28 protein-coding genes are annotated in these 21395 nt (G+C 49.9%); all 28 read right to left on the reverse strand.

The features are described 5' to 3' along the window. Window positions 1-6: 6 nt before the first annotated feature. On the reverse strand, window positions 7-621 hold the full coding sequence (locus G3R49_RS12435; RefSeq protein ID WP_167869867.1) for a hypothetical protein: 615 nt from the start codon (window positions 619-621) through the stop codon (window positions 7-9). Next, window positions 618-1223 (reverse strand): hypothetical protein, encoded by a 606-nt coding sequence (locus G3R49_RS12440; protein ID WP_167869868.1) that lies wholly within the window; start codon window positions 1221-1223, stop codon window positions 618-620. Before G3R49_RS12440 ends, G3R49_RS12435 begins: the two co-directional genes overlap by 4 nt. A 2-nt stretch (window positions 1224-1225) precedes the next feature. Continuing rightward, the gene (locus G3R49_RS12445; RefSeq protein WP_167869869.1) at window positions 1226-4099 is read right to left on the reverse strand and encodes a tape measure protein; all 2874 of its coding nucleotides are present in this window, start codon (window positions 4097-4099) and stop codon (window positions 1226-1228) included. 114 nt (window positions 4100-4213) lie between these two features. Then, complete coding sequence (locus G3R49_RS12450) at window positions 4214-4501, reverse strand: DUF1799 domain-containing protein (protein ID WP_167869870.1); 288 nt, start codon at window positions 4499-4501, stop codon at window positions 4214-4216. Between the two features lie 68 nt (window positions 4502-4569). Continuing rightward, the gene (locus G3R49_RS12455; RefSeq protein ID WP_167869871.1) at window positions 4570-4902 is read right to left on the reverse strand and encodes a hypothetical protein; all 333 of its coding nucleotides are present in this window, start codon (window positions 4900-4902) and stop codon (window positions 4570-4572) included. A gap of 53 nt (window positions 4903-4955) precedes the next feature. Then, window positions 4956-5861, reverse strand: coding sequence for a hypothetical protein (locus G3R49_RS12460; RefSeq protein ID WP_167869872.1), 906 nt, complete (start codon window positions 5859-5861; stop codon window positions 4956-4958). A 43-nt stretch (window positions 5862-5904) separates the two neighbouring features. Beyond that, the gene (locus tag G3R49_RS12465; protein WP_167869873.1) at window positions 5905-6348 is read right to left on the reverse strand and encodes a hypothetical protein; all 444 of its coding nucleotides are present in this window, start codon (window positions 6346-6348) and stop codon (window positions 5905-5907) included. Then, window positions 6348-6779: a gp436 family protein gene (locus G3R49_RS12470; RefSeq protein WP_167869874.1), complete on the reverse strand. Its 432-nt coding sequence runs from the start codon at window positions 6777-6779 to the stop codon at window positions 6348-6350. The genes G3R49_RS12465 and G3R49_RS12470 overlap by 1 nt, the downstream gene beginning before the upstream one ends. Continuing rightward, a complete protein-coding gene (locus G3R49_RS12475; RefSeq protein ID WP_167869875.1) occupies window positions 6779-7288 on the reverse strand; it encodes an HI1506-related protein in 510 nt (169 codons plus the stop codon). The genes G3R49_RS12470 and G3R49_RS12475 overlap by 1 nt, the downstream gene beginning before the upstream one ends. 89 nt (window positions 7289-7377) lie before the next feature. Next, complete coding sequence (locus G3R49_RS12480) at window positions 7378-8289, reverse strand: Mu-like prophage major head subunit gpT family protein (protein ID WP_167869876.1); 912 nt, start codon at window positions 8287-8289, stop codon at window positions 7378-7380. Between the two features lie 63 nt (window positions 8290-8352). Then, a complete protein-coding gene (locus G3R49_RS12485; RefSeq protein WP_167869877.1) occupies window positions 8353-9489 on the reverse strand; it encodes a phage protease in 1137 nt (378 codons plus the stop codon). Window positions 9490-9709: 220 nt separating this feature from the next. Further along, window positions 9710-10192: a phage virion morphogenesis protein gene (locus tag G3R49_RS12490; protein ID WP_167869878.1), complete on the reverse strand. Its 483-nt coding sequence runs from the start codon at window positions 10190-10192 to the stop codon at window positions 9710-9712. A gap of 125 nt (window positions 10193-10317) precedes the next feature. Further along, entirely contained in the window at window positions 10318-11541 is a 1224-nt protein-coding gene (locus tag G3R49_RS12495) for a PBECR2 nuclease fold domain-containing protein (protein WP_167869879.1), read from the reverse strand. Between the two features lies 1 nt (window position 11542). Further along, window positions 11543-13192 carry a DUF935 domain-containing protein gene (locus G3R49_RS12500; protein WP_167869880.1) on the reverse strand — a complete coding sequence of 550 codons (1650 nt, stop codon included), beginning with the start codon at window positions 13190-13192 and terminating at the stop codon, window positions 11543-11545. Next, the gene (locus tag G3R49_RS12505) at window positions 13192-14820 is read right to left on the reverse strand and encodes a terminase family protein (RefSeq protein ID WP_167869881.1); all 1629 of its coding nucleotides are present in this window, start codon (window positions 14818-14820) and stop codon (window positions 13192-13194) included. The genes G3R49_RS12500 and G3R49_RS12505 overlap by 1 nt, the downstream gene beginning before the upstream one ends. Then, window positions 14820-15395 carry a DUF3486 family protein gene (locus G3R49_RS12510; protein WP_167869882.1) on the reverse strand — a complete coding sequence of 192 codons (576 nt, stop codon included), beginning with the start codon at window positions 15393-15395 and terminating at the stop codon, window positions 14820-14822. Before G3R49_RS12510 ends, G3R49_RS12505 begins: the two co-directional genes overlap by 1 nt. 2 nt (window positions 15396-15397) lie before the next feature. Then, complete coding sequence (locus G3R49_RS12515; protein WP_167869883.1) at window positions 15398-15694, reverse strand: ArsR family transcriptional regulator; 297 nt, start codon at window positions 15692-15694, stop codon at window positions 15398-15400. Then, a complete protein-coding gene (locus G3R49_RS12520) occupies window positions 15694-16023 on the reverse strand; it encodes a DUF2730 family protein (RefSeq protein WP_167869884.1) in 330 nt (109 codons plus the stop codon). The genes G3R49_RS12515 and G3R49_RS12520 overlap by 1 nt, the downstream gene beginning before the upstream one ends. Beyond that, on the reverse strand, window positions 16016-16255 hold the full coding sequence (locus G3R49_RS12525) for a TraR/DksA C4-type zinc finger protein (protein ID WP_167869885.1): 240 nt from the start codon (window positions 16253-16255) through the stop codon (window positions 16016-16018). The genes G3R49_RS12520 and G3R49_RS12525 overlap by 8 nt, the downstream gene beginning before the upstream one ends. Further along, window positions 16255-16830: a hypothetical protein gene (locus tag G3R49_RS12530; RefSeq protein ID WP_167869886.1), complete on the reverse strand. Its 576-nt coding sequence runs from the start codon at window positions 16828-16830 to the stop codon at window positions 16255-16257. Before G3R49_RS12530 ends, G3R49_RS12525 begins: the two co-directional genes overlap by 1 nt. 67 nt (window positions 16831-16897) lie before the next feature. After that, window positions 16898-17020 carry a hypothetical protein gene (locus G3R49_RS20245; protein WP_280954607.1) on the reverse strand — a complete coding sequence of 41 codons (123 nt, stop codon included), beginning with the start codon at window positions 17018-17020 and terminating at the stop codon, window positions 16898-16900. Window positions 17021-17029: 9 nt separating this feature from the next. Continuing rightward, window positions 17030-17299: a hypothetical protein gene (locus G3R49_RS12535; protein WP_167869887.1), complete on the reverse strand. Its 270-nt coding sequence runs from the start codon at window positions 17297-17299 to the stop codon at window positions 17030-17032. Beyond that, window positions 17296-17901, reverse strand: a complete 606-nt coding sequence (locus G3R49_RS12540; protein WP_167869888.1) for a glycoside hydrolase family 108 protein — start codon at window positions 17899-17901, stop codon at window positions 17296-17298. The genes G3R49_RS12535 and G3R49_RS12540 overlap by 4 nt, the downstream gene beginning before the upstream one ends. A 92-nt stretch (window positions 17902-17993) precedes the next feature. Then, a complete protein-coding gene (locus G3R49_RS12545) occupies window positions 17994-18485 on the reverse strand; it encodes a hypothetical protein (protein ID WP_167869889.1) in 492 nt (163 codons plus the stop codon). After that, entirely contained in the window at window positions 18485-19471 is a 987-nt protein-coding gene (locus G3R49_RS12550; RefSeq protein ID WP_167869890.1) for a hypothetical protein, read from the reverse strand. Before G3R49_RS12550 ends, G3R49_RS12545 begins: the two co-directional genes overlap by 1 nt. A gap of 35 nt (window positions 19472-19506) precedes the next feature. After that, complete coding sequence (locus tag G3R49_RS12555; RefSeq protein ID WP_167869891.1) at window positions 19507-20073, reverse strand: hypothetical protein; 567 nt, start codon at window positions 20071-20073, stop codon at window positions 19507-19509. 3 nt (window positions 20074-20076) lie between these two features. Then, complete coding sequence (locus tag G3R49_RS12560; protein ID WP_167869892.1) at window positions 20077-20889, reverse strand: hypothetical protein; 813 nt, start codon at window positions 20887-20889, stop codon at window positions 20077-20079. Between the two features lie 33 nt (window positions 20890-20922). Continuing rightward, entirely contained in the window at window positions 20923-21336 is a 414-nt protein-coding gene (locus tag G3R49_RS12565; protein ID WP_167869893.1) for a helix-turn-helix domain-containing protein, read from the reverse strand. Window positions 21337-21395: the final 59 nt, after the last annotated feature.

A 21395-nucleotide genomic window follows, 5' to 3' on the forward strand; every position in this document is an offset into this window, starting at 1 on the left:
CGCACCTTAGTTTTGATACTGTCTGCGGCCAGAATTGCCACCACCGCCACCGCCCGACGGGGTTGATGCTGGCACGCCCCAGTTGATTTCCTTCTCGGCCATCTGCGACACGCTTTCTAAGAAGCGGTCACCTGGGTGGGCGGCTTTTTGGTCGGCGTCGGTAAAGCGGCGGTTGCGCGGGTTCTTCCAGTCCACGCCACGTGAGTTAATGTCCAATTGAATGGTGGCGGTCTCGCCAATCTGAGTGTTCATCACATCCATGCGGCCTTTAAAGAGCACATCTGCAGCAACAATGTTGCTGTATGCATCCAGCGCGGCCAGATACAGTGCGCCTGGGCGGTTTTGATACTTCTCACCCAAGGCGGTTGAAAGTAGGGATTTAGGAATGCCTGAAAGCGTAAAGCGCAGGCGATCAGGATTGACTTTGTTGCCTTGCTTGACTGCGCCCACTTTGCCAAGAACGCCCACGCCTTTGTAAACATTGCCGTTATACAGGGCATCGCCGACGCCACTATGAACACGTAAAAAACCTGATTCGAAGTCGAACTCAGCAATGAGGATGGCGCTAATATCAGCGCGGCGCAGATACTGCTGCAGTTCAAAAGATGCAAAGTTGATCATGTAGATAAATCCTCGACAAACGCTAAGGTCATGGTTGATAGCACTAGTTTTTTAGTGGAGCGACGCGGCGCTTGGTTGTTGTCTTTGAGCATGAAGATGCCGCTTGCCTTGGTGGTGATAATGGCGCTGCCATTGGTTGGTGCGTAACGCACAGGCGCTTCAACAACTAGCGTGCACAGGCCATTGCCATCGGCTACGGCATCTGCAACCACTAACACGCACTGGTTGCCAATCTGGCAATAATCACCGGCTTTTAGAAAGGTTTGCGAAGGTGTGCAGCCACGAATGTTAATGCTGCTACCAAGCTGACCAGCGCCATCAATCACAGGCGTGCCACCTGCAGTACCTTGGGGCGTAGCAAAGCCATGATCCCAAAGCTTAATGCGCCCAGCTGAGCCACGTAATTGCGCCACTAATGCAGTAAGTCTTGCTGCTTGAGCGCGGCTTAGGTTGGTAAAGCTCAGCTCGACTTGCCACTGGGTACCAGGCTTGGTAAGCGTTTGCACCGTCCCGTTGAACGGGTTTTTAAACACTTCTGTGTTAGGCACCAAGCGCCAGGCTGCTGTGGTTGGGTAAATGTCGTCAGGAAATAAAAGACTCATCATTAACCCCTTGCGCGGTAGACATCACCGCGTTGATTAATGTTGTCAACGACCGCTTTGGTGGTCAGGTCAACTAACTCGGGCAACACTTCTTCAAGCTGCTCTGCTTTCGACTCATTCTCAACCACAATGGTGTTGCTCTGATGAATGACAACGCCGCCATTGGTAGCACCACCGCTGGCATTGGCTTCCATGGCGCGCATGAGTGTTGCCTGCTGCTTACGGGTGTAAATGGTCTCACCACCATCAAGCAAATAGGTACCTTCTCGCGGGATAGTACCGCCGCCGTGGAACTGGCCAATGATGCTAGGAATAAGCGCCATGCCTGCCAGCATTGCCGCCATACCTGCCATTGCACTGCCGCCCCAGGATGCCATGGCAGAGGTCGCTGCAGCAGGTGCCATACTGGCAGTTACAGCTGCACCAGTACTGGCTGCTGTCGCCGTGGTAGTCGCTGCAGTGCTGACTGCTAAGCTTTGATCTAGCGCTGCAGCGATTGCGCGCTGCGCCATCCATTCCACCAGCATCTGTACGGCTGCTTTACCGACGCCTTTTAGCAATGACTGGACGCCTTCGCCAAAGTCTTGGGCTTCAAATAATGCATCGGCAGTCACTTGACCAATACCAGATGAAAAGCGATCAATGCTGTTTTCCCAAAGCTGATCAAAGTCCATGGCCACGCCGCCGTTAATTTGCTTCATCGCTTCAGCATGGCGCTGCTGCTCGGCTTCAATCAGTAAGTTAATCTGGTTGCGCTTTAAGGCTTCAGTTTCTGGGGTTTGCTCTAACTCAGCATTCAAAATACCGAGGTTTTGATCATGCGTTTGCTGCTCTGCATATGCAGGGTCAAGCTGATTGCGCAAGTCACTAAAGCCGGTGTCTTCTTGATAGGCATTTTTTAACGCATCGAGTAACGCCTTTTGGCGCTCAAGCGGCACATTGGTTTGCTTAAAATAGGCTTGTAACAGCTTTTGCTTAGCGGCCATCTCATTGGTGGCTGCAGTGGTTGGGTCAAGCGCGGCAAGCAAGGCTTTGATTTCAGTTGCCTGGGTTTTGGCAGCAGCTGCCGCTTGCTTCTGGGTATCCACAGCTTTAGCGGCAGTCAGAATTTGCGCATTAATTTCAGGGTCTAAGTCTTTAAGTGCGCCGTGTTCGATGGCATAACGAACTTTGGCCGCTTCTGAGGTTTCACCCAGCAATGCACTTTGTTTTGCGTAGTTATCCAGCAGGGTTTGTTGCTGCTTGGTAATGGTCGCGGTGGCCGCTGGGTCTGGTGTGGTATTGGTTAGCTCTGGTAAGCCGACATTAAATAGCTTTTGTTGGGCTGCGCTGGCATCGTTTAACTGAGCTTCGAGTGTAGCAATGTATGATTTTAACTGTTCAATGCGCTTAACACTGAACATAACCGCAGAATCTGAACCAGAAAAACCTGACTTTATAAGGTCGTCAATTTCGGCCTGGGAGCTAGCAATTTCATCGCGGTACTCCTGCATTTTAGTTGATAACTTACTTACGGCTATGCTGCGCTGCGCATCGTTCATGGTACCTAATTTGTCATTGAGCTTATCAACCTCACTCGCCAGCCCCTCCATTGGATCTTTTGCTTCACTAGCTTGATAAGCTAAATAGCCAATGCTCGATGCAGCGATGAGTGCTAAGCCAGCAGGGCCACCCGCTAACGCCATCACCGAGTTCATCGCTTTAGTCGCAACAGTTGCACGTTTCTTAGCTGCGGTAACTGCATCGGTTGCCGCGAGTAAACGTGCCTCAGCGGCAATGGCTTGGCCAGAGGTTAGTACTGCAGCACGTTGTACGCTTGCTCGCTGCAATTCAGCCTCCGCTGCAGCAATAGCCGCGACGCGAGCAGCTTTATCTGCAGCAATGTCTCTAATGGTGGCCGAGGTTTTAGTGTAGAGTGCTGCAGTCACGCGACCAAGCACAGCAACCACACTCACACCCAATACGGTTTGCAAGGTATCAGCGTTGTCAGTTAACAGCTTAATGCCATCGGTAATGGTACCGAGCGCCAAGCTAGTACCGTCATTAATCGGCTCTTCAAATGCCACCAACATTTGCTGATACTCGTTGGTCATTTGGTTCATCTGCGCTGAGATGTTAGCGCCTGTGGCCGCTGCTGCGCCGTCGTATTCTTCCAGGGCTTTAATTAAAGTGTCGCGGAACATGTCACTGGTCACTTTGCCGGTGTTGATCATCTTCCTAAACTCACCAGTGGATACACCCGCAGCCTTGGCAATCTTGTTGATCAAGTTGCCCATCGGCTCTGTGACCTGGTTGAACTCTTCAGCGCGCACCACACCACTGGCTAATGCTTGCTGCAAGCCATACATGGCTTGGTCAAGTTGAGTGGTACTAGCACCCGTTGCGCTTTGGGCGTTTGATAAGCCCTCAAGTAATTGCTTGGCTTGGGTTTGGGTGACTAAGCCTGCATCTTGCAGCGTAAGCAGTTTTGAATAACCATCAGCGAGCGGTATCAACTCTTTACTGTGGCGTGAGGTTAAGTCGATAAGAAACTGCTCGTTAGCGGCATAAGCTGCAGTGCTACCCGATAACCCCTCAAGGCGAGTACGCACATCCTGGAACGCGGCTAAATCGTTAGTAACTTTTTGTGCGAGGTTAATACCAGAAAGACCAGCAAATGCGCCAACAGCCATGTGGCTCATGTGCTTGAGGGTGGTAGCAGTTTTATTTGATTGTTGCTCGACTTTACTGAGACCAAGCGCGGCACTCGCGCCAGCTGTTTGCGATTTATTCAGCTGAGTATTAAGATTAGAGACAACTTTTTCAGTCTGGTTAACGGTACCTACAAGCTGTTTACCGTCTGCAGTTAAGGTAAGTGCTACTTTTAAATCGCTCATAATCTACCTTGGAGTATTAATGGATTTCATCATGATGCTAGGCTTTCTGGTTTGCTTTATTTGGTGCTGCAGCATGATTGGTAAAATTGCCGTATGGTTTTTATTCCCTAAGGATTAACTGGCACGGTTATTCAACTTCTCGTTTGTTAATCGAGCGACCTCATTACCAATCAAACGCAACTTCAAATAATCTTCTGCTTCAAACTCTCGGCCACTCATTTCGGCATCAGCCTTCACCGCTAGTACGTCCAATCCCTCACAAATTGCTATCCCTGCGCCGTATTGGTAGCGCATTAGGTCTTGTACCTGGATGAACCACTCAACTGCACTTTGGTGTTCATCCCAAAACTCAAATGGCTCAGGCTCCTTGGCTACTGGGGGCGTCACCCCCAGCTTGGCCATTTCGTCATCAAGTTCCTTTTGCTCGGCTTTAGTCAGGTGGTCGTTGCGATAGAGGGCGCTAATGCCCTCTAGGAGTTTTTTCGCGCGGCTTCTCCGCTGTTAGCCTGGCGATACGCAGTAAATACGGCGTCAGTAAATGGCGCATGTTGATACAGCTTTTGGCGGTTAGCCGGTGTGTCTTTAAGTGGTTGCTCTTTGGTGTCGCTAATACCGCTAAAGCCTTCCAACACGGCATCAAGCAACTTGTTGGTGCCGTCGGCAAGCTTTGCCTGGTATTCATCTACAGGCAGTAAGTTAAGGTCTAGGGTGATGTCTGCACTGATGGTTTTACCGCCATCTTGGGCAATTTTAATCGTGGCAGGCCAGTCTTTTACTTGGCGGCGTTCGGTGAATACAAACATGGTGTGTCCTCTAATGGTTTCGGTTATGGGCTATTTTGTTGTTGCTTTTAGCGCTATTTGGTGACGAACTGATCGCCATTGCCGATTGGGCGCAATGGGATTTCGTAGGTTAAGGTACCGTCTTGCTCGCCATACTCAGGGCGACCTAGCTGCATCTTGGGCACAATGTGCTGCACCTGGTTGCCAACGGGGCCATGGGTAAACTCGAATGGCAGTACGGCAGTATTAAGGGCAAACGGGTCAAGCTCGCCTAGGCTGGCAGCTTCAATCACCATTTTGCCGCTTGGGGCATAGTTAGGGATGATCACTTCTTCATGGCCAACGTATTCCTGGTGCACCACTTCGTTGCCCTGGTCATATTCATAACTGAGCAACTTGATGGCGTTGCCATCTAAGGTGCAGGCACTGTGCTCCACGCCCACCTTCAGCGGTGTTTGCCAAGCGCTAAAGTCGGTTGGTGGCATGGCTTCTGCTGATACCGGCACAAATAAGCCGGTGAAGTTGAACATTAACTGCGGGAACTCTTTGGCTTTAGGGCCAATTTTGAAGCTACCGCGTGCGCCCACTAAGGAGTGCAATACGCCATCTAAATAGAAGTAGATGGTCAAACTGGCAGTGCCTTCATCGTCAATGGTCATCACCACGTTGTCAGCATTTGTGGTGGTTTTACGCAAACAGGCATCCATTAACTGCGCCCAGGCTGGGGCTTTGTTGGCGGTGCCAGAGCCTGACCAGTCCACGCCAAATTCAAGGGTGACATAGGTATCGGTGGCAATTTCGGCGCTGTTACCCAGTACGCCGTTGTCGTACTCAAGGGCAGTGTTTTCACCTGCCATAGGCACAATTTTTACGTCGCGGCACATGGCTGGGGTTGGGGTTTCACCGGCAAAAATCGCATCAAGACCATAGATGGTCTCAGTGGCAAATAGCACGGTTTTTTTAGCGAATTTTCGGGCCATGGCGGCGCTCCTTAATTTGTCTTGCTTGTGTTAACGCTCAGCATTAGTAGCTGTTTGCATCTTCGGTGTACTCAGTGGCGAAGGTGTCTAACCAGGCCACATAGCTGCCCTTAATTTGGCGCAGACTGCCACTTACTAGGGTTAATGGCTCGGCATCAGCTGTGGGCGTAAAACCAAACAGCAATTCACGCACCCTTGCACGCAGTGGGGTTAAGTCTTTGTGCTGGCCGTTCTTGCTGTCGGCCACTATCAACACCCCAATTTGGCAGCGCACGGTTTGCAGCGCTGGGGCATTGGTGCCGCGCACATCAGCAAGTGCGGTCTCACTAAGCTCGACCACATATAAAGCAGGCTTTTTTTTAGGGCCTTTGCTAGCTGTGCCAAGCTCAGACAACTGCAGTAATCCTTCAACTTGACGCCATAGCGTTGGGTACTTGGCAGTGCCTTGGCTTAGGTGGGCAATAATGGGCGCGGTAAGAGACTCCATTAGATGAACCCCTTAGCACTGTCGCGCGCAAACACTGAGCCTGCACTTTCAATTTGCGGCAGGTCAGTGGATGTGGCGCTTTCACCAGCGGTGTCTACGCCAAGACTGATTTCACCCTTTGATACCTTCACTAAGAAGCGCTCAGCATCCTTAAAGCGCTGCTGAACGGCTTCGTGAGCTTCCTCGTCATACAGCTTGTAGCGAGCAATTTCACAGCATAGGTCTGCCAGCACTGGCAGTGCATTGGTCATGGGCAGTTGGTAACGGCCAGCTAGGTAGCCGTCAATCAAGGCACTGGCTGAGGCCAAGGCGGTATCGAGCACGTCGCTAACGATACTGCCCTGGCTGCCGTCTCTGTCGGTGAGGTCGATAAGCTCTTGCTCACCAAAGCGGGCAACCATGTCTTGGGTCGTGGCGTAGACGCTAGCCATTACTGAGCGTCCTCTTGCTCTTGGGCTAGCTCTTGCTCTGACTCAGCACCTTGCTCGGCTGCTTGCTCAGCTGTTTGCTCAGGCGCATCAGCTTCAGCAGTAGCTTGGGTTTGGTAGTCTTGCCACATAGCATCACGTTCAGCAGCAGATACCGGCTTTTGCATCAGCTCGCCAAGGGCATCACATTGCGGCTTCCCTGAGCTGGTGAAGTGGTCTTTGTTGTGCGGGTCTAACTTGGCAACAGCCTGAGCAAAAGTTAAGCCCAGTACCACATCATCCAATGGTGTTTGGTTTTGCAGTGCTTTGCCCGCATCAATTTCACGCGCTGGTAATTGCTGCTCTTTAGTACTGACTTTAAGACGTGGGTCAGCTTTGAGCGTTTGCAGCTGCGCGTCGGTAATGTCAGCAGCGGGATACTCGTTTTCGCCATTACAGAGCACAAGTCCAGCACGGCGGTAACCAGTATGGGCGAGACAATGAATAATGATGAGGCTAATGATCGTAGACATGTCATGGTTTCCTCTAATGAATAAGTTGGTGGTGATGCTGCGCCTTAAGCACATAGCACTTAAGCGCAGCATCAGGCTTTAGGGAGTGATTACAGGTAATCAGCGACTAACAGCCCAACACGGCCCTTGAGTTCGTTGGTGCTGTTGGCATCCAACTCACGCTCAAGCATGCGGGTCGCCTCTTTCTCAAGCTCTGGCGGCACCACCAACAGAGTTGGCTTAATACCCAGTTTGCGGCCACCGTCAGCGGTGAACTCACGCATGCGCTTGATTGAGTCCCACATGTTGTCAGCATTAAGCTCACGCTTGTTGGCAAAGGCCATTTGCCAGAAACCAAAGCCTGCAGCGTCACGACAGTCCACGCCGTAGCGATACTGCTTGCTCATAAATACCGCTTCATCATCGGCCTTGGTCATGGCAATGAGCTGCGGTGCTTTACGCTGCTGAAAGATGATTGGCTTGATGGCTTTGGAGGTATCGAGCAAGAACCAAGCTGGGCCACTATAGGTACCTGATTCATCTACCATGTTGGCGACGGAAGTATCAGCACCTTGGCCATCGGCCTGGTCGTTCACAGGGTGGTCTGTGTCAAAGAAGTTTTGCCCGTCATAACAAAGAGTGGTGAAACCTGCAGCTAACAGTGGGAAGCATGACTCATCAGCATGGATGGCTGCCGCACGGCCCATTTCAGTGAAAATAGGCGCGTAAACACCTAGGTTGTCATCTTCAATGTCGTTGCGGTCAACGCCCACTGTGGCTTCATAGTCTTCGTTAACAATGGTGTAACCATGGGCTTGCATTGACTTAATGGTGCGATCGCCAACCCACTTTTTCAGGCTGGGGAACTTACCTAACCAGCCATAGGTGTTACTGGCGGTGGTAGACTTGATCACAGTGGCAATTTTGCTGAACTGTGGCATAGCTTCTGACTTACCGGCTTCAAAGTTCTTTTGATAGCCAGTAAACAGATTGGTGAGTAGCGTTGGAGTGACAATCGCCATGGTATTGCTCCTAGTTGTTGATATTGAAAAGGTGTTTTAAATCGTTAAAAGCGTTGGTAACCCTTAGGTTTTAAACTCTTTGGGGTCGATACCCAGCTGCTCAGCCACATACAACTGCTCATCGGTTAACTGTTCGTCATCAATGTGTTGCTGTTGGCCTTGGCTTTGCTGTGACTTCAGCGCCACCACGGCTACGCGGTTATCTAGCATCGACTTAAGTGCGGCAACGCCTTGCTGCTCAGCAAACTCGGTGAGAAATTCATTTTCAGAGGCCAAAATCTTGTCGGCATTGTCTTTCAGCAACTGCTCAACGCTTTGCTGCTCGCTGCCGGCTTTAAGCACAGCAATCTCTTGCACGCGTTCGTCATAGAGCTTCATAGGCACGTACTGAGATAAATCGACCTTGTTGCCGTCGGTTTGCTTAGCTTTTAGCGCGGCAACGGATTCACGGGCGGTGTTTAGCTCTGCTTCTAAGTTGCCAGCTTGGTCGGCTTTGGCCTTAAGCGCGGCAATGGCCACTTTGGCTTTTTCATTAGCCGCCTTTAGCGCGACTTCATTAGATAAGTCGCCAGCTTCTTCAATGCCGAGCATGCTAAGCAGTAACGTCAGTGCTTCATTCATGGTGGAGTCTCCAGTTGGGTGTTGGGTTGATGGTTGGGAAACGCGTTTTAATGCGGCAATGGCGTTCATGCCATCCAGGGCTGGGGCATTGGTGAGCGCGATATGCTTTAACTGAGTTGGGCGGCCTGTCACTCTGTCGTAGGCAAATACTGCAGAGGCAAAGCGGTACTCTTTATCAGCAATGAACTGCTTGGCTTTATCAGTCCAGTTAATGTTGTTGGCAAACACGCCTTCACCTGGCACATACTCCAAGTCTTTAAACCAACCCGCGGCAGGTGCTGGCTGACCATTGGTTTCGGAGTGAATGGTTTGGTGCTCGTAGTCAAAGTGGTAGTCATTGGCGCGCAGTGCGGCTTGCGCTTTTAGCGCAGCAAAAGCATGCTCATCCATGAGCCAATGTCCCTGTAGGGTGTCCACTTTGCGACCATCATCAGGAGTAAAGACGCCATCTGGCAGAATTTGCACGCGGTTGCTGTTTTGCGTGTCAATTTGCCCAACAGAGAAACTCAGCACTGGCAGGTCGCTGTGGTGTTGTGCGCTAAGGACGGCTAAGCCCAAATGTGAAGTTTGTGTTTTCATGGCTTCATCATGGCGCGATGAAACCCTAGGCTGTATTAACCTGTGTTAGTAAAACAAATGGGGTGAGTGTGGATCAAAACGCATGGGCTGCTAAAACTTGCATGCAGATCAAATTTATAAAGCGTTTATAAATTCCTGTGAGCGCTTATAAGACGATGCGCGACTAATGACGGCTAAAATAAGTTTGCGCGGCTTAAAACGCCGCTCAGTGCGTTTAACTTTAATCTGATAAACCTTGATAAAGGGCGGCCTGCAGGTGGGCGGTAATGATGTCGGCCACCTCTTGCTCCTCAAAGGGGGCTATGCCTAAGAACTCACGCTGTGGCATCTCTTGACTGCCGAACATGCTCTTAGCACTGGTGACACCACCAAACTGATGGATAGCTGCGTACTCCTGGTTAGAGCCAACTTGCAGTAGATCGCCAAACAGCTGGTAGTGAATGGTATCTGCCAGGGTACCGCTCTCGGTTAAGATACGATCGCCGCGCTTTTTGCGCTCAAGGGTGACTGAGCTTAGCTCTGGCCATGGGGTGCCATCGGGGGCTTGCTGATCAACAAAGCGCTGCTGCGTGCTCTCAACTAGAAACTCACCAACATCAGCAAGGGCTGGGCTTAGGTTGTCAGCTTGCCTAGCCAAGCGAGCAAACGCAGCCTCTGCAATGGTGCCGCCCTTAACCTCAACTTTAATGAATGTGCCCGCCATCTTGTTCCCTCGATTGATTATTGTTTATACTAGTTGCAGGTGGATTAATTCGGTTGCGGTGTGGCGTGAGAATTAATTGCCGGTGTAGCTATCACCACACGGATAACAGGCACTTCAACTTACCTTCAGTCATTTCGATGTTCATCTGCTGAATACAACAAACTGCCACGTCGCTGCTTATTGAGATAACTACCAGGCTTAAATGGGATGAACGTCCACGCCTCAATGCGCCCTTTAACCACTTGCGCCACCAGTAGCAAACTTTTGTTTTTACCCGCTTTCACTACCTTGATGTATCTCAGCCTCAGCTCCACCTTGCCTGTACCTATGTGCTTTTCAAATACCGCCCATACTTCTTGCGGGGTGGAGATCACCTCACTTAGCAGCGGGATAAAGCGCGAGCGGTGCAAGTCTTTGCTTAGGTGCTCAACTAACGACTCGCTATTGACATACACCGACAAGCTATCAATTGGCCCTGGCACCACCATCTCTGTGCCAAAGGCTTTGGTGACGGTATCACGCAGCTCATTAATGCTTTGAGCTTCTTGAGCTAAGGCGGTGCTTGAGGGCACGACTGGAAGCTGTTCAATCAGGTTAAGTGACTGCCAAGAGTGGTTAGTGAGGCTTTGCCAGGCATCGGCTTTTTGTGCCTGCCACTTTTGCATTTGCGCTGTGGTTAATCGCTGACCTAGGTTTGCCTGGCCAACGTTATAGTCAAAGCCAGGGTCAATGCCCTTAGGCACTTGATGCACTTCACCTGTGGCTTTGTTTGTCCAGTCGCGCACGCCGTCATTGGGCGCTTGACTGACTTTTAACTTTTTCCTGTCCATTTGAATTTGGCTCACGCCGTATACGCGGCACTTACAGCCCCAGCCGTTTTGCGGAAAGTTGGTGTCCCACCAAGGGTGGTCTTTTGGCAAAATGGTGCCATGCCATTTCAGATGCAACTCGCGCGGTACGCGGCTATCACCATGAGCATACCGCCAGTATGGGAACTGCTGCAGCTGCTGCCAACGGCCTGCGTTGTAACTCTGGCGCATATTGGTGGAGTAGATAACATTCGCCCGCCATGGGGCGCTGCCAGTATGTTGCCAGCCATGCTTAGCGACAATGTTTTTAAACTCGGTTTGAAACCAGGTGAGTGATTTACCATCGGCAATGGCAGCATCTACCGCTTTGCGCATATCGTTGAGTAAGTCGTGCTTCATTGCGCCTGCCACTACGAACGCCCTGGCATGACTGCCTTGCCAAATATCATCCCAATGCTCGGTAGGCAGATTAAGCTTGTTACGAAAGAAGTTGATCTGCTGAATGAATGGCAGCGAGCCAAAGTAAGCATTAGCCGGCATATCAATTACCCTCGCTGACATCATATCGGCCCACTAGCTCAGCGGTGGCCAAGGCCACTTGTAGCGTCTCGCTAATGTCGTCCATATCAAGATCAAGTGATGCCAGTTGCTCCTGCAGCTGCTCTAGTGACTCAGCGTTATTCACCAACTGTTGAATGTCGTTGGTGAGTACATCCAGCACAGGCAGCGCCTCAGCGCCGAGTTTGTTAACGTACATATCCAGGCTGTCGTCATCCTCTACGCCTGCGCCTTGTTTTAAGATGGCAAGGTTGCGCTTAATGCTGTTGTGCTTGAGTGCGGCTTTGACCGCCTCCTTCCGTGCCCGATCAGCCCTGTCTAATGATTCATCTAGCTCTGTTGTCACACCTTGAGCACTCGATGCCTGCAGTACTGGCTCGCCTTGTTTGGCCTCGGGGATCTGCAGTTTCTCATGTGCCCAGGTTACAGGAATTTGCAAGCCTGCTTCAGCCAGCCTTGGCAATGACTCGGCATAAGCGCCAATGTCTTCTGCCTCTACTAAGTCAAACTCAAAACGCGGGGCGCGCAGCTCACTGCGGTAGCTCTTGCCGTTAAGCATGTACATGGGTAGCACTAGGTCACGGCTTAAGGTATTGGCGATTTGTTTTAGGTCTGAGTCGCGCAGCTCTTGGCGCACTTCGTTGTGTACATTGCCAAGCGCATTGGTTGAGCTTTTGCCGTCGGCCTGTGATGTCAGCGTGCCGCCTAGAATGGCTTTAGAGATGGTTTTCTCTTGATGACCGATCATGTTTTCAAACGGGTTGCTGTCGCCATCTGCTGCCTTCTCAAAGTCAATCTCCATCCCTTTGGGGATGATGCCACCCGCGTTATGGCCAATACTCATAACGGCATTGAGCAAGGTGCGCTTTTCTTCAGGGTTAGCGCCGCTAGGGTACTTACCCAAACGCAGTGGCAAACCATAGATCTCAAGAAACTCTGCCCAGTCGCGCATAGAGAAGTTTTTAAACAGGAACGGCCAGGCAAGCACACGCACTAAGCCATTGCGTGCCTGATAGCCAGATTTCACCTTATGGGTGTGCTGTATCCAGCCAAAGGGGTTGAGGGCTGCGCCGTTAGCGGTATTGTCCCTTAGCCTTAGCTCATTACGGTTTTCACCTACTTGCTGAGCCGGGTGAGTCATAAACCAGCTTGGGTCACGATGCTCTATGCCGCGAGGCAGCCACAGCTCGCCCTGGCGCTGCCAAATGATTTCACTATTTGAAAAGCCTTTTAAGATGGCGTCTGACATATCAAAGATGGTGTCATCTAAAAACAGCATGTCTTCAAACTGCTGCTGCAGCATTTCACAGTCACGCTTCTCGCCAGCTGTGGCGTTACGTGGCGGCGTAATCTTCCAGTCCACACCTAACAGGGCGCGGCGTCGCTTTTGTAGCTCAGAGAAGATATGGCCGTCTTTCTCTTCCATGTCTTCGGCTAACTCACACTGCGCAATCAGGTCGCCACGGGTAGCCGCTTCAAGCAGCGCTGCCAGTTTGCTTGGGGTAAGGCCGCTACTTGGGTGGTTAGCATAGTGGGTGCGCAAGTGGCCAAGCTCGGCCTCATCGGTTTGCACCTTGGTTAAGTGCTTAACCTTGTAACGGGTGCCGTTCTTGTCGGTTTGGTGAACTGCCATTAGTAGGCTCCTCGCTCATAATTATATTGATAGTCGTCACTGTGGTCTGGGTAGCTGTGGTCGCGTTCGCTTAAGCTGGCGCTGTCGAAGGTGCGTTTTTTACTGGGCAATGGGGTGAACTCAATCACGCCACCTTCCATCCAGCTGGCGCGCACGGCCATGAGTAGGCCCACGGCAAAGTCGCCGTGGCGCTGCAAGCCTGTAACACTGCTTTTGTCTGAGCCTTTATCGATTTTGGGCGTGCCGTTGACCACCTTGATTTTGCCCATGTCGTCAACAATGTCCTGGTGGCGTGGTATTTCTAGGTTGAGATCTTCAAACTCGGCTTTGAGCTTTGGCATCCACTCGCGGTACCACTTGTCGTTTAGCATCACCTGGTCAACCATATCGGTGCCATAACGCAGCATGGCAGCCTCTGCTAAGTAGCCGCCGTTACCTGTGGCATCAAATGACATGCCCCGTAGGCGCGGCAGGCGGTCACACAGATAGAACAACACCTCACGCTGGGCATCATAAGGAAGCTTGCTTAGCTCAAGCACAAAAGGCACTCGCTTGCTCAAATCTGGCCTAATCTGCAGTGGGCAGAAGATAGATAAGTCACCCTTGCGGGCAAAGTCTTCACCAAAGGCGTGGTGGCAGCTGGGGTCGAGTTTGTCTATGTGCAGCTGGATTTCTTCACACCATTCTCGCACCTGAATATGCCTGTGCTGCTCGCTCCAGGTCTCAAAGTCTTTAGGGGCTTCTAACGTGATGATAGGGATAGAGCCATCTTTAACCATGGCCTCTTCAATCAACACCCGCTTGATGTAAGTACCACCGCCTTTTTTGGGTACGCAGTAGTATTCTTCTAGGGCATCTTCTTCGGTGGCCGTGGCTTTGAGTAAGCCTTGCTTCCATTCATCCTCAGCTTGTTGGCTCCACTCAATCTTGCGAATTTGGCAAATACGCTTATACAAGCCCTCAGCACAGGCATCATCAAGGGTAATGCGGTGAACGCTGTAGGCTTTTTTACCTGCTCGGGAGTCGTTAATCAGCTCGTTAAACAGGTTATCTGTGCCGTTGTGGGTTGAGATTAAGCGCACCTTTGCGCCCCACATGGTGAGTGCGTTCGCCGCTTTTAGTACTTCTGCTAGGCGCTCATGGAATGCGGCCTCATCAATGGTGACGTTACCCTGCATACCACGTAGGTTGCTTGGATTAGATGATAACGCCTGAATTTTAAAGCCTGACTCAAAGTAGATGGCAAAAGTGAGAATGTCTTTGTCGCCATCTGCATCACGAAATATCTCTTCTTGAATTTCACCTGCAGCTTTATTGAATGCCTTGGCCCACATGGCAGCAGCATCAATGAATTCGCGCGCCATCTCTTTGTTTGAGCCAACATAGAAATGGTTAGTCCCTCCTGCGCTGCGTGAGGCAGACGCCGCCAATACCGCATCAGCCGCTTCTGCCCAGGTTAAACCTGTACGGCGAGACTTCTCAGCAATTTTGAGTTGAGACTCATCGGCTATCCAACGCTTTTGGTAGCCAAGCAGTAGCTCATTGGGGTCGAACGGCGTGAGCGCGTCCGATACCGCTTGTGCGATTGGGTCTTGGTTTAGCGCTTGGTTGAAATCAGGCTTACTCATCAGGCAATCCCCAATATCTCAGCTTTGAGGGTGTTAACAGCGCTTTGGGTTAACCCAGCCTGCTGCGCAACAACTTCAGCTGCATTCGCCGCTTCTTCAGCAAAGGCTTTGCGAATTTCTTTCTCGCGCTTGTGGCTGGCCATTGCCGCTGACTCAAGGCGCTGCACTGCAAGCATGGCATCTTTAATCATGCCCACGTCTGCTGCTTCTTCGTCTTCGTTAAGTAGCGCTTTAAACAGCTGCGAGCGCGCCATCTCAAGGATAAGCTTGGTCACTTCACCGGTGGGCTTATCACCAAGCTCTGCAGTCCATACCTGGGTGATTTCACGCATCTCGCGCAAGCTCTTGCCCACGGCTTCCATCTTGGTGGCATAGCGATTCAGGCCACTGCGACTCAGTTTTTGCTTGTCATCTAACCCAGCAGCTTCAATCAAGGCATTGATTTCATCGAGTAAATCAATCTGGTCGATTGAGCCATCACGTAAGCCTGCATCCAGGTGTTTGCGAATGTCATCAGGCAACATGTCTACCTTAGAGCGACGGCCACGGGTTGGCTTATCTGGCTTATCACTCATAGCTACTCCCCAGCGCGTGGGCGCTTAACACCAGGCACATGGGCGCGGCCAGTGGCGACGTCTTCACCGCGTGCGGTTAGCATGGCTTTTTGCGTGCTCTCCACCGTCTCAACTGTGATCAAGCCTTGCTCGGCTAACCACGACAGCTGAGTGCGCAGGGCATCGCGGCTAATGTCGAGGCCGTAGGCATCAAGGCCATCTTGCAAAATTGACTCATTCAAGTCATAGCCTGGTACTTCGCTCAGCAAGCGTAAGATCACCAGTCGCTGATGCTCGTTAATGATGGTTTTCAGGGCCATTAGTCATTCCTTAATTCATTCTCTAGTAGCATGTCGGTCTTGCGCTCAAGGCGGGTAACGCCCTCTTGGGTCGCACTGATAGTTTCAGTTAAGCCACTTAGGGTTTTGTCCAGGCGGTGGACTTCCTCTTTGGTCGGCAAGTGCTTCATATCCGCTTGCACCTTGGTTAACTGCTCAGCATGGTCGCTAACCTTGTTGCTCAGCTGGTCGTGGTCTTTCCTTGGAGTAAAGCGAATGTGGAACCAGGCAAACAGCCCCACGAACGCCAAATACACAACTGCGGATATCCACTTGAAATTGACGTTAATAAACTCAACGAACTCAGCCACGCTTACCTCGCAATTTTTTTTGTTCGTGTTCGTAGTCAAGCTGGCACTCAATGCAGCGCTTGGCATTGGGCACTAGCACTAAACGCTCTGTGCCAATGGGCGCATAACAATCAATGCAGGTGCGTTGTTGCCAGTCGTTTCCATGGTGCGCCGTGTGTTGCAGCTGGCGCTTAATGGCGCTATCACGCTGGCGCTGTTCAAGCTCACAAGCTTTATCGATAACATCTGTCATCACTTGGCCTCCTTGCTCTTGGAATATGGGGAGTTTGATGGGTTGGCAAGTAGCTGGCTTTTGTCTTGACTGCCTTTGGATGAACCAAACCAGAAGTTGAGAATCTGCGGAATAGCGGCAGTAAGCACCCCAATCACGGTGCCGAGCATGCCAAACAGTAAAGGGTTAATTTCAATGCCCTGAGTGGACCCTACGGCGTAGTAGGCCAATAAGCCGGTTACTAGGAAGTAACCGACCACGAACAAGGCCGACAGCACGATTTGCGGCAGGCTGTTTTGGCTAAACATGGTGCGTGCGCTGGCGCGATCGTTAAACTCCAACTCTTGCTCTTTAATATCTAGCTCTTTCATCTTGGTTTTTAAGTCGGCATCGATGCTTCTAAGCTTCACTAACTGCTCAGGGCTGGCATTTTGAATTTGCTTAGCCAGTGCTTCTGGCTCGCTTTCATCTGTGCCCAGGGCTAACTGAATAGCGCTAATACCCAGTGCAGCCCATGGGCCACCAATAATCTTGCCAGCCAGTGGCGCAATGGCAGATACCGTTTGTTTTAAGTCGAGATTGTCAAACCAGCTCATGGTGGCTCCTTGGTTGTTGTAGTTTGTTACTAAGGCTTTGACTAAGCGGCTAGTGCTAAGTGCTTGGCTAAGAGAGCATCAATATGGTTACTAGGGTTAAGCCCCAGGCGAGATTGCACGCGACTACGGCGCAAACAAAGCCCTCAAGCCAAACAATACGGCGACTTTCTGTTTCAGCATTGGCAGACATGGTTTACTCCTAAGCTCGATTGAACAGTTGATGAATTTCATTGAGTGCCTGACGCGCTACGCTGGGTGTGCGCTGGCTGGTTTGGGCGCGTTGCTTTAGCAAGTGGGCGTTAATGTCTATCGAGTTAACAGACTGCCAACCTTTGCGGAAAGCACTTTGATAAGTGGCGTTGTGGCTATGAAGCGGCACAGCTGCAGTTGACATACCAGCAAGCTCAGCGGCTAGGCGGCGCTGCCTGCCTGCATCTTTGGCGCGTTGGTAACGGGCGTTAAGACTCATACAGCCCTCCGCGATTGCCAGCCTTGCCAGCTGTAACGGTTAGCAGCCTGATAAATGGCGTACTGCAGCTTGGTGATACGATGCATCCAACCCAGCAAGAACACCGCTTGGCTTGAATCATTCATCACTATGCGGGCGTATTTACGGTTACGGCGAGCAAGATAGTCAGTAAGCAGGTCGTTAAAGTTGCATTTGTTGATGGCTGCCAGCGTGTTAGGGCCTATTAATCCGTCTGGCTTGGCTTTAACCGCGCGTTGCAGCATTTCAATGGCATTACGTGCGCCATGGTTAACAGCTGCGTCAAACACCGCCATTGCCAGCACATTAGGCAGTTTGCCGCATTGGCAAACTTGCCAGTAATCGCGATGGTAAATGCGATAAGCCTTTTCAATGGTCAGGGTGCCAAAGTCGAGGTGCGGGTAAGCTTTGCGGCTAAGGCCAAACAGGGTTTCACCGCCACGGTCAGCCTTGTGGTTGGAATAGCCACCTTCGGCTAGCAGCACATACTCAAAAGCGAGTTGGTAAATTGGACTATAGCGGGAGTCACCACCGTGGGGGATGTGGTTGTTATAGTAACGCCCATGTAGCGGGGTTGTACCCATGAAAAAAGCTCCAGCACATTCAACATATTGATAGTGTGCTGGAGCTTGTTTGTGAGGTTAATTAACCTGTGTTAGTAAAGATTAGCTTGGGTTTACTTTTTCTCGATACCTGCATCTTTTCTACGCTGTTCGATTTCATACTCAATTCGTTCAAGCTGTATAGCGAGAAGTGAGGACGGCAAACGCAGTGATAAAATGAAAGCCACATTGGCTAAAAACAGATATATATATTCGATCACGCTCTGATAATTGGCGAGCTTACCTTTAAATAGAATTGACAGAAAAATGAGAGCCAACACCCATAGATACAGCAAAAACAGCCATTTATGGCGCATCAAACGGTTATAAGTTCGTTGATATGCAAGCTCTGCCTTGCGCCAACTCCCACTTGGTAGGGACTTGGGGTCACCAATTAGGGTGATAACAGCCATCAACACACCGGCTAATACAGTGAACACTGTAACGATAAGTGTTGTGGCCGAGTCATTACCATGAACTAATGGTTGAGCGAAGTAGCTACCGAGAATACTCCAAAGGATTACAGCTATGGCTAAAGAAACTTTTTGCCCGTCTATGCTGCTCATTACTCCTCCAAAATTCCCTCTGCCTCTATCTCTTTATAATACAGGCATAACTTGTCCCACGCATCACCTTTCATTAATGACTTACCCAGGACGTTTATCTTAGCCTTTCCGTTTACTCGCACCTGGTCAGGAGTTAAAACTTTATCTGTATTTGTGATAATGCTGAAACCAGGGGCTTCTTCATCTTCAATTAAAAGCTTAGCTGATTGCTCAAGCCTTTCTTTACCTACTTCACCAAAACCTTGAATTTTTTTGTTGTCTTTAGACCTTGCTTCGTTACCGTCAAATGACAAGGCGACTTCAATGTTTAGGTTCTCTTTGTCATCAATGTCTTTAAGAGTGTCATCTTTACTGAATATCGCTTTAGCTTGCTTAGCGGCATGCGCCAGAATACTGTCAACAAGGTTATTCTTTCTATCAAGTCGCTGTTGTGTGGCATCAAATAGTGAGCAGCCTAGCGAGATTTTCTTCACACCTTCACGTTTGATTATGGCTATTTTATCTACGTTAGCTACAACGACCAACTGCAGTGTCTCGCTTTCGATCACGTGTAGGCCATGCTCTAAAAGAAGCTTGAAGTACTTAGATGCTAAAGACTCACGAGCGTTTGATGTACATAGGACTACGTTGTTATCTTTGATGTAAACAAAAGCCTCACCATCAACAAAGTCCTTTCCTGCTGGCGCACCTTCTTTGTCTACATCGGACTGTTCAGCAGTCTTATCGGTTACAATAGTTGACGTATCCTGACCTGGCGTATAGGTGGTAATTTGCATGCATAGGCCACCATCACGCACATCATAGTTTGCACAACGGACTTCAGTACCATTACCTCCGGCAAAAGTTATTTCACCAACGCTATCGGTGTCTTCCAACGTATCAAAAAGCATTTCCTGCAGGGTGCTATCTAATTCTAACAAACCAAAGTCAGCGCGACGGTAATAGAGTTTTTTCTCTTTGGTTGGAGCTTTATCTTTTTTTGCCATATTCAACTAAGTCCAGGGTAAGTGATTAAGAGTAATTATGATTTTGCGGCCATCATTTGACGTATAGCGATGAGGTTCTTGCCCATATGCGCGATAGCCATGAGTATTGCGGTGCCTAGGATGGCTTCGAAAAAGACGGCAAGGCTAATAAGCAACCCTATAGGGTTTGCTTGCTTCACTGTCGAACCATATTGGCCAGGTGATTCAATAGACGCAAAACCATCAAAAATGAAAAAGCTTGCCAAGAGCATCACAGCTAAATGCACCCAAGCTAAGCTCATCAAGAAGTTTGCGTTGTCCGCACCGAAGTCCTCTTGCGGAGTAACAGACTTAGGCTTGGCCTCTACTGGGCGGCCATACTTGTGGTCATCGAGATCTTGTGGCCAATCGTTGACGCTTGGGGTTGCGCCCATCTCAATGGCGGCATCAAAGGTTTTGCGTGACGAGCGAATAATGTCTAACAACTCGCCGTTGTGCCATATCGCCATTTTGTCTTGAGCATCTGATAGCGCCAGCTCTACTTGGTTAAGTGGGTATGTAGAATCAGTTTCTCGGTTGTGGAGGCCGTCGGCGTTGATGTGCCAGGCTAGTTTGTTACTCATAAATCATCCTTGTAAATATTGAGCCAGAGCTAAAACCCCACCTAGAGCGGTAACAAAGCCAAAGGTGAATAAACCGATGGCTTTAGTGAGGGTTAGTTGTTTTTTTAATAGGTACTGTATTTCTTCCATTTGCGCTTGTTCTTTTTCCACGCTGAAGCGTTCAACCTGGCGCAGCGACTTCTCGATTGATGCAAACTCGCGCTCTAACGTTCTTAGCTCGCTTTCTTGTGCAGCGATTTTTTGGTGAGCGTCGGTGAGCTGGTAATCAGTATCCGTTCTCAAGTCTTCCGATAACTGTAGCTCGTCTCGCAATAGCGTGATGCTTTGCTGCAAGTGTTTAATATGTGCTGTTAGTACGATTGTGTCTTGTTCGTAGAGGTAACACTTTGCCCGCTCGAAGTCTCTTTGCTTGATGGCATGATAGCGCCTCCCTTCGTGGTCTATTGGCACATCGCAATGAGTTGCAACTGAGTTCCAAAGGCTACGAGTGTGTTTTTTCTTGGGATAGTCGCCAGTGCGATCAAGCATGTCGTTAATTAGCGAGGAAATAACTTTCTTTTGGCATGCGGTTAATGGCTGATCATCTTCGCGATGCTGCGGGGTCGCTTCGTTATCCTTGGATTGAGCGATAAAAATGAAGTTGCCGTTTCCGTGGCATTGTGTTCCTGAGCCGTGATTGGCGGTGTGGCTGTTGGCAGGTTCGTCATTTCGAACCTCATCAGGTGGTTGCCCCAGTATGCCATTAAGCTGATTATTCACTTCATCCAAATTGAACTTATTTACAAGTCTATCCGCTAAGTTATTATTGTCTTCCATTCATTACTTCCGTACAGCTACAACTAAATTCTTTTATGCTGCAAACAGTTTGATAACCTTGGCTCCTAGCTCCACGCTATCTAACTCTTGTTGCTCATCCTTGGCTTTCTTCAGCATTTGATAAATTTCCATTGCTACAGGGTAAACCCGCTCTGGGTGAGCCAATGTACGCCCACTGCGGTGAATAAACTTGGCAACGGTTTCTATGGCTTGCTCTTGCAGGTAAAAATCAAAGTCATCGGTATCTGAACGCATACCTGATATCACGTATTCAGTATCACATCCTAACTGTCTTGCGAGAGCTAGATACTCAATATCTGGCTTACGCTTACCAGTCTCATAATTAGACTGGCTAAGCTTTTTAACGCCACAGCGCTCTGCAAATTCGGTTTGACTCAACCCTAAACGCACCCGTTCAGATTTCAATCTTTCAAAAAAAGTATTCATTTATATACAAATGCTATTGACAGTATGCGAATGCATACTTATAGTTACCTCACATTGTT

Origin of the sequence: Shewanella sp. WXL01 (genome assembly GCF_012263345.1) — a bacterium.
In the GTDB taxonomy this organism is placed as follows: domain Bacteria; phylum Pseudomonadota; class Gammaproteobacteria; order Enterobacterales; family Shewanellaceae; genus Shewanella; species Shewanella maritima.